At 58.4% G+C, this 14064-nt stretch carries 7 protein-coding genes; 2 read left to right on the top strand and 5 right to left on the bottom strand.

Going from position 1 to position 14064, the window contains the following annotated elements; all coding sequences use genetic code 11:
• Positions 1 to 49 precede the first annotated feature (49 nt).
• From LEPTO7104_RS0121690 to rpsT, 5 genes are all read right to left on the bottom strand, one after another.
• Positions 50 to 4039 carry a DNA-directed RNA polymerase subunit beta' gene (locus LEPTO7104_RS0121690; protein WP_017300694.1) on the bottom strand — a complete coding sequence of 1330 codons (3990 nt, stop codon included), beginning with the start codon at positions 4037 to 4039 and terminating at the stop codon, positions 50 to 52.
• A gap of 53 nt (positions 4040 to 4092) precedes the next feature.
• Positions 4093 to 5967 (bottom strand): DNA-directed RNA polymerase subunit gamma, encoded by a 1875-nt coding sequence (locus tag LEPTO7104_RS42435; protein WP_017300693.1) that lies wholly within the window; start codon positions 5965 to 5967, stop codon positions 4093 to 4095.
• A gap of 102 nt (positions 5968 to 6069) precedes the next feature.
• On the bottom strand, positions 6070 to 9378 hold the full coding sequence (gene rpoB, locus LEPTO7104_RS0121680) for a DNA-directed RNA polymerase subunit beta (RefSeq protein ID WP_017300692.1): 3309 nt from the start codon (positions 9376 to 9378) through the stop codon (positions 6070 to 6072).
• Between the two features lie 174 nt (positions 9379 to 9552).
• Positions 9553 to 10395, bottom strand: a complete 843-nt coding sequence (locus tag LEPTO7104_RS34830; protein ID WP_017300690.1) for a TatD family hydrolase — start codon at positions 10393 to 10395, stop codon at positions 9553 to 9555.
• 63 nt (positions 10396 to 10458) lie between these two features.
• Entirely contained in the window at positions 10459 to 10761 is a 303-nt protein-coding gene (rpsT, locus tag LEPTO7104_RS0121665; RefSeq protein ID WP_017300689.1) for a 30S ribosomal protein S20, read from the bottom strand.
• Between the two features lie 214 nt (positions 10762 to 10975).
• Between rpsT and hisD the strand changes: the two genes are divergently transcribed.
• Complete coding sequence (gene hisD / locus LEPTO7104_RS0121660) at positions 10976 to 12304, top strand: histidinol dehydrogenase (protein WP_017300688.1); 1329 nt, start codon at positions 10976 to 10978, stop codon at positions 12302 to 12304.
• Between the two features lie 103 nt (positions 12305 to 12407).
• Positions 12408 to 14054: a CTP synthase gene (locus LEPTO7104_RS0121655; protein ID WP_017300687.1), complete on the top strand. Its 1647-nt coding sequence runs from the start codon at positions 12408 to 12410 to the stop codon at positions 14052 to 14054.
• Positions 14055 to 14064 lie beyond the last annotated feature (10 nt).

Below are 14064 nucleotides of genomic sequence, written 5' to 3'. Positions count from 1 at the left end.
CCGGGGCTTTGGCTTTAGAGGGACTTGGGGCGATCGCCCCAGGCGGCCCCTAGAGAGCGGTCTGGTCGTCGATCAGGAGGTCGTCATCGTCAAGGCCAGCACCATTGCCCAACCCTGCTGAGTCGCCATTGCCCGCATTGCCGCGAGCACCACCCTCATCAATGGACATGCCGCCGATCATCTCATCGTCGTTGAGCATGCTGAGGTTGCCCTCCAGATCGTAGTTACGGGCGGTAAAGTCATCCAGCACCACATCCTGCAGCACCAGGTCATCATCTAAAATGGCCGACTCGTAGCCCGAGTCAAGCTCCGGAGCCGGAGCCTCTTCGTAGGCGTTATAGCCGGTACCCGCTGGGATCAAACGCCCGATGATGACATTCTCTTTCAGGCCGCGCAGCCAGTCAGATTTGCCCTCAATCGCCGCCTCGGTCAGCACTCGGGTCGTCTCCTGGAAGCTAGCCGCCGAGATGAAGCTGTCGGTGTTCAGCGAGGCCTTTGTGATGCCCAGCAGCACCGGGGTGTATTCCGCCGGAGCGCCACCGGTAATCGCCATCGCCTCATTTACCTGCTCAACCTGGTAAATTTCGACCAGTTCACCGGGCAGCATGGTGGTGTCACCACCGTCGTCAATGCGACACTTCGAGGACATCTGCCGCACGATCACCTCGGTGTGCTTGTCGGAGATATCAATACCCTGGGACTGATACACCGACTGCACTTCATTGACCAGGAACGACTGCACCTTTTGCAGTGCCCCCAGGGCGGCATCGTGGATGCCCATACCCTGGCTGAGGTTGTACTTGAAGAACACCTCCAGAATCTGGTGGGGGTTAGCCGGGCCATCGGTCAGGTGCTCAGCGGTGCTGACCCGCTGACCATCAGACACCAGCACGTTTTGCCCAGGGCTGATTGGGTACTCCGTGACAACACCATCGTCTTCGATGATTTTGACCTCTACGGTTTCGTCATCGCTGTAGACCACCTGAGCGTTGCCCGGACGTTCGGAGAGCACGCAGGCTTCCTTGGGCTTACGGGCTTCTAGCAGCTCTTCAATCCGGGGCAGACCCTGGATGATATCGCCGGTCTTGGCCCGCTCAAACACCAGCAGCACCAGGTTGTCACCCCGCTGTACCAGGTCGCCGTCTTCAATGTGCAAAACGGCCCCGGTAGATACTCGGTAGGGACGGGCCAGACGCAAGGACACCTGGCCGTTTTCAATGGCGGTTACTTCCCCAGACTCTTCGTGGGTTAGGCCAGGAGCCAGTTCAGTGTTGGCCACCACCAAATCGCCCACCTTCACGCTGGGATCTTTGCCCTGTAAATCCACCTTCATGCGATCGGCTTCTCGCACCACCAGCACCCGCCGGATGGCCTCTTGCCCGCCGCGAATACCACGGACTTCTCCAGACTCTTTACAGCGAATCTCTGTCCGGGCAACTACTGCCCCAGGCTCAATCTGCTGGCCGTCTTCCACCAGCAAGCGGGTCACGGTTCTACCCTGGGTTTGATCCGCCACCACGTCGCGGCGAATGACCTGGGTTTCGAGCACTACCATTTGCAGACGCATCAGGTCAGTGTCTTGGTCATCGGGCACCAGCTCAATGTCGGCGACCACGTGGGGCGACTCGTCTTCAATGTCGAGTACGAGCTGGGTGCGCAGCAGCTCAACGCCATCCACCGACTTCACCCGCTCCCCATCTTTAAAGGGAATACGCTGGATAGCGCGCAGTTTGATCGATCCGGCGGCATCGGCAGCGCTGTCCTGGCTGGGCACAGCAGGCTCGTTAGGCACCACGTATTCCTCTACAGGACGCAGCAGCAGTGCAGGACCGTCGGGGGTTTCGACGTACTCTACGTAGCGCAGAGCATCGGCCACCAGACCCGGCATGACTTCCTCACCGGCGTTCACCAGAGTGCCGTCACGGTCCATCACATCCTCAGGGGCATCCACCATGTGGATATCGCCGGGCTTAATTAAAATCTCCCGCAGGATGTCGTTCTTTTGAGTGACTTCGACCACGCCACTGTTCTGACAAAAGATGTCTTTGACAACCTCAGTGCCTGCTTCCAGGTACTGGCCGTCTTCCACCATTAGCAGAGAGATGTCTTTGTTGACCTCGTGGGCCTCCTCGGGGACCCAGAGCAGGGTACCGCCCTGCACCACTTCGTAGCCCTGCTTGCCCTTGCCCTTTTTAGCCACATCAACGCCAGAAAACTTGACGATGCCGCCGGTTTGAGTGTGGAAGCGATCGTCCTCCAGCTCAGCAATAACCTGGCCACTGGTAACCTTAGCCCCAGGCGTCGCGATTAGAGAGAACCGCTGGCCCTGGGCAGTCTCGATGAAGTAGTGCTCGCGACCCTGGCCCTGCTCCTTGCGCACCTGAGCCTGATCGAGCATCACCGAGGCGGTAATAATTTCGACCTCGCGGGTGCCCTTTTCATCGTCGGCTTCGGGCAGGCGTACCAGGCCGCCCCGCTCGGTGGTGAGCTTAGTTTCAGCCAGTGTGTCATCGGCGTTGACGTAGTCACCGTTGCGCACCACCGGCTCTGCGCTGGGGGGCAGGTTGTACACGTCGCCAGCCAGCACCCACAACAAGCCGCCCCGCTGAGCCAGGCGGGTGGTATTGCCCTGGCGGTCAGTTTTCTCTTCCTGAACAAGGCCGGCAAATTTTACTTCTCCGGCCAGGTCAGAGGTCACATCTTTAGTAGCCTTTTCTGTCACTTTGCGGGTGCGCCCGGCGGAGGGCAGTTCGGCTAGGAGCTGCTCTTTCTCCACCGTTTCACCGTTGTTGACAAACAAAATGGTGCCCTGGGGGAGGGATTCAGTTTTGTTTTTGCCGCTGCCTTCGATCACGATGTCAGCGTTGGCCTCCATCATCAGGGCCTCTTCACCGTAGCGGGTGCGGAAGGCCCGAGTCTTGAGGTTTTTGGGCAGTTTGACGGTGCCATCTTTGGTAGCCCGAATGCGGGGCGCCACTTCGCCGGTAAAGGTACCGCCGGTGTGGAAGGTCCGCATGGTCATCTGGGTGCCGGGTTCGCCGATAGACTGGGCGGCGATGATGCCCACTGCTTCGCCCAGGTCGACCATTTCCGAGTGAGCCAGACTCCAGCCGTAGCAGAGGCGGCAGACAGAGCGGGTGGCCTCACAGGTGAGGGGCGATCGCACTACTACCCCTTCCACACCGGCCTCAGCCAGCATTTCCGCCGTTTCTGGGGATACCGGATGATCTTTCTCCAGCAGCACCTCGCCGGTTTTGGGGTGCACAACATCCTCGGCAACGACCCGGCCCAGCAGGCGATTTTCCAGGGGAATTAGCACTCGCTCGCCGTCGGTCATGCTGCGCAGGGGAATACCGCGCTCGGTGCCGCAGTCGTGCTCGCGGATAATCACATCCTGGGAGACGTCGACCAGGCGGCGGGTCAGGTAGCCCGAGTCGGCGGTGCGCAGCGCCGTATCCACCAGGCCCTTGCGAGCACCGTAGGAAGAAATTACGTACTCGGTAACGGTCAACCCCTCGCGGAAGTTGGTCTTGATGGGTAGGTCAATAATTTCCCCCTGGGGGTTGGCCATCAGACCGCGCATACCCACCAGCTGCCTCACCTGGGAGATGTTTCCCCGGGCGCCGGAGAAGGCCATCATATAGACCGAGTTAAGCGGGTTGTTTTCCTTAAAGTTTTTGACTACCTGGTCCTTCAGCTCTTCACTGGTGTCGTTCCAGGTGTCGATCACCTTGGTCAGACGCTCTACTTCGGTGATTTCGCCGCGGGTATAGCGCTCTTCGGTAATGCGGATGTCCTCTTCGGCGGCGGCCAGCATGCCCTTCTTTTCCTGGGGCACCTGGAGATCTTCCACGCTAATGGAAACCCCGGCCCGAGTCGCATATTTAAAGCCCAGCTCCTTAATGCGGTCAGCCATCTGGGAGGTACGAGCGGTGCCGTGGTGGGTAAACGACCAGGCAATAAGCTTTTTGAGCTGCTTCTTGTCAATGATGCGGTTCCGAAAGATGTGAGAGGATTGAGGTGCCCCTTGCTCAGCCATAGGTCTTGCCCTTTGTAGTGGTGATGTTCGTGCTGTGGTGGTTGGTGTGGCCCCTAGCCTGCGATCGCGTCGAGCACGGCCTTGTTGTAGATAATGCGGCCGGGCGTGGTCTTGATGTACTGAGAGATCAAGTTACCTTCGCTGTCTAAACGCACGCGGCGATCGGGATAGATTTCAGTAATGGTGCCGTCTTCAGACTCCATACGTTCCGGCGCCACTGTCTTCGGCTGATCGGATTCGACTTCGCCATCAAACCGCAGCCATACCTTGGCGTGAAGCGCTACTATGCCCTGCTCAAAGGCCATAATGGCATCCTCCATGCCTGCAAAGTAGTGGCCCTCCCCCTTAGTGGCATCCGGATTTTCTGCCGTCAGGTAGTAGCAACCCAGCACCATATCCTGGGAAGGGGTGATGATTGGCTGTCCCGTCGCGGGCGACAGCACGTTGTTGGACGCCAGCATCAGCAAGCGGGCCTCCGACTGGGCCTCCAGCGAAAGGGGCACGTGGACCGCCATTTGGTCGCCGTCAAAGTCGGCGTTAAAGGCCGGACAAACCAGTGGATGCAGCTGAATGGCGCGGCCCTCCACCAAAATCGGCTCAAAGGCCTGAATGCCCAGTCGGTGCAGGGTGGGTGCTCGGTTCAGCATGACCGGGTGGCTTTCAATTACCTCCTCAAGCACGTCCCACACGCTGGGGTCATTGTGCTGAATCAGCTTCTTCGCTGCCTTGATGTTGTTGACCAAGCCCTGGCGAATCAGCCGATGGATAACAAAGGGCTGAAATAGCTCGATCGCCATCTCCCGAGGCAGTCCGCACTGGTGAATTTGCAGCTTGGGACCCACCACAATCACTGAACGGCCGGAGTAATCAACCCGCTTACCCAAAAGGTTTTGGCGGAAGCGCCCCTGCTTACCCTCAATGATGTCAGAGAGGGACTTGAGCGGGCGATTGTTGGCCCCCACCACGGTACGTCCCCGGCGACCGTTGTCGATCAGGGCATCAACGGCCTCCTGCAGCATCCGCTTTTCGTTGCGAACGATGATCTCTGGGGCCAGAATTTCCTGCAGGCGAGCCAGTCGGTTGTTGCGGTTGATCACCCGACGGTAGAGATCGTTGAGATCAGAGGTGGCAAAGCGACCACCGTCTAGCTGCACCATCGGTCGCAGGTCGGGCGGAATTACCGGGATCACGTCCAGCACCATCCACTCGGTCTTAGAACCCGTAGCGATAAAGTTGTCGATTACCCTCAGGCGCTTAATCAACTTGGCTCGCTTCTGGCCCTTAGAATTGGCGATATCTTCCCGCAGCTTCTCCGCCGTGGTTTCTAGCTCCAGATCCTCCAGCAGCCGCTGCAGCGCCTCAGCACCGATGCCGACTTCAACCCCAGAGAGCTCAGTCTCCTCATCGTAGAGCTGATCTTCAATCTCAATCCACTGGTCTTCAGTCAGCAGCTGCTTATAGCTGAGATTTTCGGCATTGCCCGGATCGAGCACCACGTAGGCGTTGAAGTAGACAATCTGCTCCACATCGCGCAGGGGCATGTCGAGCAAAATAGCGATATAGCTGGGAATACCCTTGAGGTACCACACGTGGGCCACCGGTGCCGCCAGCTTGATGTAGCCCATGCGATGGCGGCGCACCCGCGACTCGGTAACCTCAACGCCGCAGCGTTCGCACACAATACCCCGGTGGCGCACCCGCTTATACTTACCGCAGTGGCATTCCCAGTCCTTGGCGGGGCCAAAAATGCGCTCACAGAACAGTCCATCCATCTCGGGCTTGAGAGTCCGATAGTTGATGGTTTCGGGCTTGGTAACTTCGCCCACAACCTGCCCGTTGGGTAGGGTACGCTCTCCCCACTGGCGAATCCGCTCGGGGGAGGCAATTCCGATTTTGACGTAGTCAAACCGCTGTTCTAGCTTGGCCATGCTGAGTGTTTTCCTTGAAAGGGCGCTCGGTCTAGGTAAGGGGAATTAAGGCTGTCTCTGGGACGGTCTAGACACAGTCCCAAAGGCATAGATGGGGATGGGCTAATCTTCGACTTCCTCTAGTTCCTCATCCCGCGCAATCGACTCGTAGGTGGGACGAGAGGGGGTGCGGCGGCTGTTGACATCGGCCATTAGATCCACCTCGGTATCGCGGCTGGTGCCGTCTTCGCGGGTTTCAACCTTGTGCACCGCAATGTCTAAACAGAGAGACTGCAGCTCTCGCATCAACACCTTGAAGGACTCAGGGGTACCCGGCCGAGGAATTGACTTGCCCTTGACAATCGCATTGAGCGCTTCGTTGCGCCCCTGCATGTCATCAGATTTGACCGTAAGGAGTTCTTGGAGGGTGTAGGCTGCGCCAAAGGCTTCTAGAGCCCACACTTCCATTTCGCCAAACCGCTGGCCGCCCTGCTGAGCCTTACCGCCCAGGGGCTGCTGAGTCACCAGGGAGTAGGGGCCGGTGGAACGGGCGTGGATCTTGTCGTCAACCAGGTGCACCAGCTTCAGCATGTAGGCTCTGCCCACGGTAATGGCCTTGTCAAAGGTCTCACCTGTGCGACCGTCCCGCAGAACAATCTTGCCGGGGTCGTCGGGGTTGAAGATCCAGTCTTTACCCGTGGTTTCTCGAGCCTCCATCAGCTTGCCATGGGTAGAGTTGCGGGAGGCCTCTTCCCCGTACATCTCGTCGAAGGGAATCACCTTAAAGCGAGCGTCGAGGTTTTCAGCCGCCCACCCCAGCAGGCACTCAAACACCTGCCCCACATTCATCCGGGAGGGCACCCCCAGGGGGTTAAGGGCAATGTCAATCGGCGTACCGTCGGGCAGATAGGGCATATCTTCGATGGGCAAAATGCGGGAAATAATCCCCTTGTTGCCGTGGCGACCGGCCATTTTGTCGCCCACCTGGATCTTGCGCTTTTGGGCCACGTAGACCCGCACGACCATGTTGGCACCGGGGGGTAGCTCGTCTCCCTGCTCCCGGGTAAACACCCGTACGTCGACTACACGACCCTTCTCACCGTTGGGCACCCGCAGCGAGTTATCCCGCACATCCCGTGCTTTTTCGCCGAAGATAGCCCGCAGCAGCTTCTCTTCCGGGGGCTGGTCTGACTCACCTTTGGGGGTGACTTTACCGACCAGAATATCCCCCGACTCGACCCAGGCACCGATGCGGATAATGCCGGTTTCATCGAGCTGGCGCAAAGAATCTTCCCCGACGTTGGGGATTTCCCGCGTAATTTCCTCGGGGCCAAGCTTGGTCTGCCGCGCCTCGATCTCAAACTTCTCCACGTGGATGGAGGTATAGACGTCGTCGTACACCAGGCGCTCGCTGAGCAGAATGGCGTCCTCGTAGTTGTAGCCCTCCCAGGGCATGTAGGCCACCAGCACGTTTTGCCCCAGGGCTAGTTCACCGCCTTCGGTAGCCGAGCCGTCGGCCAGTACCTGGCCTGATCGCACCTGTTCTCCTGGGAACACGATGGGGCGCTGGTTCAGGCAGGTGTCCTGGTTAGAGCGCTGGTACTTTTGCAGCTCGTACTCGTGGACGTTGCCTTCGGGATCGCGCACCTTAATGAGGTCAGCATCGAGGTATACAATCTCCCCATCGGTGCGGCTAATAATGACCATGCCGGAGTCGCGGGCGGCCTGGGCCTCAAGGCCCGTTCCCACCAGGGGGCGCTCGGGCTGTAGCAGAGGCACCGCCTGACGCTGCATGTTGGAGCCCATTAGGGCACGGTTGGCGTCATCGTGCTCCAGGAAGGGAATCAGCGATGTGGCCACAGAGATAATCTGCACCGGCGACACCGCCACATAGTCCACCTCGGTAGAGTCGGTGGTGGTGAAGTCCTGGCGGTAGCGCACCGGAATGGTGTCGCCGAGAATGTAGCCCTCCTCGTCGGTGGCAATATCCCCAGGAGCGACCCGCAGGTCGTCCTCTTCGTCAGCGGTCATGTAGATGGGCTCGACATCCTTGAAGACGCGCCCACCTTCGGCCCGAAAGAAGGGGGTCTCGATAAAGCCAAACTCATTCACCCGCGCGTGGGTCGCTAGAGAGCCAATCAGACCTGCGTTGGGACCCTCCGGCGTTTCGATCGGGCAAATGCGCCCGTAGTGGGAAGGGTGAATGTCGCGCACGGCAAAGCCTGCCCGCTCCCGAGTCAGGCCACCAGGGCCGAGGGCGCTGATGCGTCGCTTGTGGGTCAATTCCGCCAGAGGATTGGTCTGATCCATAAACTGGGACAGCTGGCTGGAGCCAAAGAACTCCTTGATAGCCGCCACCAGGGGCTTAGGGTTGACCAGCGACGCCGGGGTGAGCGAATCGGAGTCGGAAACGGTCATGCGCTCGCGAATAATCCGCTCCAGGCGGTTGAGGCCCACCCGCACCTGGTTTTGCAGCAGCTCACCCACGGAGCGCACCCGGCGATTGCCCAGGTGGTCGATGTCATCGATGGAGCCGATGTCGAATTCCAGGTTGATCAGGTAATCGATCGCCGACAGAATATCGGTGGGGGTGAGCACCCGAGTGGCATCGGGCACGTTGAGGCGCAGTTTGCGGTTGAGCTTGTAGCGGCCTACCCGACCCAGGTCGTAGCGCTTGGGATCGGAGAATCGCGAGTGCAGCAGCTGTTCCCCGCCAGCGACGGTGGGGGGTTCGCCGGGGCGCAGCTTGCGGTAAAGCTCCAGCAGAGCCTCTTCTTCGCTAAACTGGCCCTCTTTTTCGATGGTTTTTTGGAAGTAGTCGGGGTGGCGCAGAGAGTCGAAGATCTCGTTGTCGGTGAGGCCCAGCGCCTTCAGCAGTACCTGAGCCGAAAGCTTGCGCGTCTTGTCGATGCGTACCCAGACTAAGTCGTTTTTGTCGGTCTCAAACTTAAGCCAGGCTCCTCGGTTGGGGATCAAGTTGGCGTTGTAGGTGCGACGCCCGTTTTTGTCGGTTTCGGCTTTGTAGTAGACCCCAGGGCTGCGGACGATCTGGTTGACGATGACCCGCTCTGCCCCGTTAATGATAAAGGTGCCGCGATCGGTCATCAGAGGCAGATCGCCAATGAAAACTTCCTGCTCTTTAATTTCACCGGTTTCTTTGTTGATTAGCCGGGTGGGTACATACATCTGCACGGCATAGGTCGCATCCCGCCGCTTGGCCTCGTCGACGTCGTACTTGGGGCTCTTGAGCTTGTACTGTTTACCCAGGAAGTGCAGCTCTAGCTTTCCGGTGTAGTCGGTGATCGGAGAGAAGCTTTCCAGCTCTTCAATCAGCCCTTCCTCTAGAAACCAGCGAAAGCTAGACCGCTGAATTTCTACCAGGTCTGGCAGAACAAAGTTTGGAGTAGTTTGGTAAACGGTGGTTTCAGTCATGGGTCTCCTAGTGCAGGTCGGCCAGGTGCAGATGGGCCAGGATGTAACGACGCGTATCGAACTGAGCAAGGGGGCAAATCAGGGCAGTAAAGTGGGTTGACCACAAAGGTCGCTCTAATACGTTGAAGAGAAGTGGTGCCAGCGGCGATCGCCCCAACGCATTAGACCCCTTACCTAGCTGCCCGCCGGGAAGGATGCGCAGCGTAAATCAGAGGGAACGGGAAGCAAGGAGGATGGCTCGGGTAACTTAAACAAAGTGAAAGCGTTGTGGGTAGTTGTTTGGGCTAAGGCCTCAAATTCGACTTGACGCAGCTCGGCCAGGCAAGCCGCCACATGATACACAAAGGCAGGCTGGTTGCGGCGCTCTTTTCGGCGAGGCTCTGGGGAGAGAAATGGGCAGTCGGTTTCGACCAGCAGACGATTGGCAGGCACTAGCTGAGCTGAAGCTTTAACCTGGTGGGCATTTTTGAACGTAACAATACCGCTGAAGCTGATATAGAAGCCCAAATCTAGAAATAACTGAGTCTCTGCCGGAGCACCTGCCCAACAGTGCATAACCCCTGTAACGGGGCCAACCTGACGCTGAAAGGCCTCAATCACTTCAGCGGTAGCCTGAGCGGCATCTCGGCAGTGGACAATAACCGGCAATCCTAGATTGTAGGCAATGGTTAGCTGTTGCCAGAAGGCATCGCGCTGTGCTGCTTCATCATCCGCCTTGAAAAAATCAAGACCGGTTTCTCCAATGGCAACTACTCGCCTGTCTGAAGCGGCCAGCTCAGCAATCTGCGCCGCCGTAGTAGATGACCACTTGTCCATATCGAGGGGGTGCAACCCTACGGATAGGTACAGCTCCGGAATGCCATTGGCGATCGCCTGCATCGCCGGAAAGTCCGAAGGCTCGACACAAGAATGCACCAAAGCCAAAACCCCGGCCTGTCTCCAGGCCTGGGCTAGTTCGTCGAGATCCCCAGCAAACGTATCAAAATTGAGATGTACGTGGGTATCAACCAAAGGCATAAGCAAGTGCAGCGACGAAAAACGGAAGGCAGCCCAGCGTATTCATATCCAGGGAGAGAAACCCTAGGACGCCGCCCCTGTCGCCTCTTGAGCCTTGAGCACCCGAGCCAGACGAGATTTCTTCCGGGCACCGGTGTTGGGATGAAGCACTCCCCGCTTGACAGCTTTATCAATCTTACTGTAAGCGGCAGCCATTGTGGCCTCAACCTGCTTTTGAGTATCGGCGCTAGGGTCAGCCCGATGGGCATCAACAGCTGAGAGGTAGTTTTTGGTCAGGGTCTTAACCGCCGACTTATAGGATCGGTTGTGCAACCGATTGCGCTCGGTAATTTCAATTCGCTTTAGTGCAGACTTAATGTTTGCCACAGTTCGCCCTAGCTTAACAAGATTAATTGACTGGATAAAACATGTTAGCACCAAATGCTGTAATTGAATGCTTTAGTTTGCTGCCAAATTAGTCTGTAGATCGACTAGGATGTTAGGACGCTGGTGTTGACTGCCTTTCGAGGGTGTTTCACTGCTCTCAGGTGGTTGGTCTAGCGAACCGCACCTTGCTGGCTTATCTGGATTCCTGGCTGTAATGCTGCGCATCACCCATCAGCTACCCGAGGCAAAGACAGAGCTGCAACGCATCTGTGCCCGCACCCACGACGACCAGGTCGTCCACAAAGAAGCAACGGTCCGAGAGATTTTACACGCCGTGCGTCGTCAGGGGGATCAGGCCCTGGTGCAGTATACGGCGGATTTTGACGGAGTTACCCTAGCCGCTGAGGGGCTGCGTTTTACAGGAGCTGAGCTGGATGCAGCTTACCAGCAGGTGAGCAAGGGGCTGCTGGACGCCATTCGTTTAGCCTGCAAGAATGTGGAATCGTTTCACCGGCAGCGGGTACCCCAGAGCTGGGTCAGGTTTGAAGACAATGGCGTGGTCCTGGGCAAGCGCTATACCCCCGTCGATCGCGCGGGGATCTACGTGCCCGGGGGGCGGGCGTCCTACCCCAGCACCGTGATTATGAACGCCATTCCAGCCCGAGTGGCGGGGGTTAAGCATGTGGTTATGGTCACTCCGCCCGGTAAGACTGGCACGGTTAACCCGGCGGTGCTGGTAGCGGCCCAGGAGGCGGGAATTACCGAAATTTACCGCGTGGGGGGAGCGCAGGCCATTGGGGCTTTGGCCTACGGCACTGAGACCATAACGCCGGTGGATGTGATTACTGGCCCTGGCAATATATACGTCACGCTGGCGAAAAAACTGGTGTTCGGCACCGTGGGCATCGACTCCCTGGCCGGTCCTTCTGAAGTGCTGGTGATTGCCGACCACACCGCCAACCCTGCCCACGTAGCCGCGGACCTGCTGGCTCAGGCGGAGCATGACCCTATGGCCGCCGCCATTTTGCTCACCACCAGCGAGTCCCTGGCGGCACGGGTGGCGGCTGAGGTCGATCGCCAGCTGACTGGCCATCCGCGCCAGACGCTCACCGAAAAGGCGATCGCAAACTACGGCCTGGCGGTTGTCGTTGACAGTCTTGAAACCGCCGCAGATCTCTCCAATAGCTTTGCCCCTGAGCATTTGCAGCTAGAGGTGGCCGAGCCTTGGGATTTGCTGGAGCACATTCACCACGCCGGGGCTATTTTCTTAGGCCATTCCACGCCCGAAGCTGTGGGTGACTACCTAGCTGGCCCAAACCATACTCTGCCGACCTCAGGTGCTGCCCGCTATGCTTCGCCCCTTTCAACCGAGACGTTTATGAAGCATTCCAGCTTAATCCAGTATTCTCCGGAAGCGCTGCGGGGGGTGGCGGATGCAATCGCGGTCCTGACTGAGGCCGAGGGGCTACCCTCCCATGGCGACTCTGTACAGCGGCGAGTACAGCCTGAGCTGGGCAGCAGCGAAGATTCTGCCGGCGTTTAAGCCAGCCCTCCGTAGGCGACGTTCGGGAAGGTTCAGCACGAATCCCTTGGCCCCTGTGGCACAATTAACGGGTTAACGCTCCTGGGGTCTGGGTTGGGCTGCTATGACAAAGTTTGTGTTTGTAACCGGCGGCGTGGTGTCGAGTATTGGCAAGGGTATTGTGGCTGCTAGCCTAGGGCGCTTGCTGAAGTCGCGGGATTATTCTGTTTCAATTCTCAAGCTCGATCCTTACATTAACGTTGACCCCGGCACCATGAGCCCGTTTCAGCACGGGGAGGTGTTTGTCACCGAGGACGGGGCCGAAACCGACCTCGACCTGGGACACTACGAGCGCTTTACCGACACCGCCATGTCGCGGCTCAACAGCGTTACGACCGGCTCAATTTACCAGGCGGTGATCAACCGGGAGCGCCGAGGCGACTACCAGGGCGGCACCGTGCAGGTGATTCCCCACATTACTAACGAAATTAAAGAGCGGATTCACCGGGTCGCCCGCAACACTAACCCCGACGTGGTCATTACCGAAATTGGGGGTACCGTAGGCGATATTGAGTCTTTGCCGTTTTTAGAGGCTATTCGCCAGTTTCGCAAAGACGTCGGTCGCCAGGACGTGCTCTACATGCACGTCACCCTAGTGCCCTGGATTGCTTCGGCGGGGGAACTCAAAACCAAGCCTACCCAGCATTCGGTAAAGGAACTGCGATCGATCGGCATTCAGCCCGACATTCTGGTGTGCCGCTGCGAGTGCCCGCTGCCCCAGCCCATGAAGGAAAAGATTGCCGAATTTTGCGATGTGCCCGCCGAGGCCGTGGTCACCTGCCAGGATGCCAGCAGCATCTACGAGGTGCCCCTCAAGCTCGAACAGGAAGGTCTGGCCCACCAGGCGTTGAAGATTTTGGCATTGGAGCAGCGCCCGCCCCACCTGGGCCAGTGGGAAACCCTGGTGGAAGGGCTCTACAGCTCCAGTCACCCCGTCGATATTGCCATTGTGGGCAAGTATGTCAGCCTCAACGATGCCTACCTGTCGGTGGTGGAGGCACTGCGGCACGCTGCGATCGCCCATCGTGCGGCCCTCAACGTGCGCTGGGTCAATTCCGAGGATATTGAAATCAACGGCCCGGAGGCGCACCTCAGCGGCGTCAATGGCATACTGGTGCCGGGCGGATTTGGGGCCCGTGGTATTGGCGGCAAGGTGCAGGCGATCGAATACGCCCGCGAGCGGGGCATTCCCTTTTTGGGCCTTTGCCTGGGCATGCAGTGCTCGGTGGTGGAGTGGGCTCGCCATGTCGTCCGCCTAGACGGGGCCGACAGTTCAGAATTTACGCCCGAAACTCCCAACCCCGTCATCAGCCTGCTGCCTGAGCAGCAGGATGTGGTGGATCTGGGCGGCACCATGCGCCTGGGACTTTACCCCTGTCGCCTGGTCCCCGACACCCTGGCCAAGCACCTCTACGGTAAAGAGGTGGTCTACGAGCGCCATCGCCATCGCTACGAATTTAACAATGCCTATCGCAATTTGTTTGTAGAGTCGGGGTATACCGTCAGCGGCACCTCTCCCGATGGTCGCCTGGTGGAAATTATCGAGTTGCCCAGCCATCCCTTCTTCATCGCTAGCCAGTTTCACCCCGAGTTCCAGTCGCGGCCCAGCGCCCCTCATCCGCTGTTTTTAGGACTAGTCAACGCCGCACTGAACACAACTAAAACGGTAGTACCAGTATCGGTGGAAGTGGGCGCTACCGCTGAAGTTTGAGCCAGTGCGG

The organism is Nodosilinea nodulosa PCC 7104, assembly GCF_000309385.1.
Lineage (GTDB): Bacteria > Cyanobacteriota > Cyanobacteriia > Phormidesmidales > Phormidesmidaceae > Nodosilinea > Nodosilinea nodulosa.
This window is presented reverse-complemented; position numbering and strand designations above follow the sequence as displayed.

Bases quoted from the DNA above. Each gene is read 5' to 3' on its own strand.
- LEPTO7104_RS0121690 (WP_017300694.1), bottom strand. From the start codon at position 4,039: ATGGCTGAGCAAGGGGCACCTCAATCCTCTCACATCTTTCGGAACCGC.
- LEPTO7104_RS42435 (WP_017300693.1), bottom strand. From the start codon at position 5,967: ATGGCCAAGCTAGAACAGCGGTTTGACTACGTCAAAATCGGAATTGCC.
- rpoB (WP_017300692.1), bottom strand. From the start codon at position 9,378: ATGACTGAAACCACCGTTTACCAAACTACTCCAAACTTTGTTCTGCCA.
- LEPTO7104_RS34830 (WP_017300690.1), bottom strand. From the start codon at position 10,395: ATGCCTTTGGTTGATACCCACGTACATCTCAATTTTGATACGTTTGCT.
- hisD (WP_017300688.1), top strand. From the start codon at position 10,976: ATGCTGCGCATCACCCATCAGCTACCCGAGGCAAAGACAGAGCTGCAA.
- LEPTO7104_RS0121655 (WP_017300687.1), top strand. From the start codon at position 12,408: ATGACAAAGTTTGTGTTTGTAACCGGCGGCGTGGTGTCGAGTATTGGC.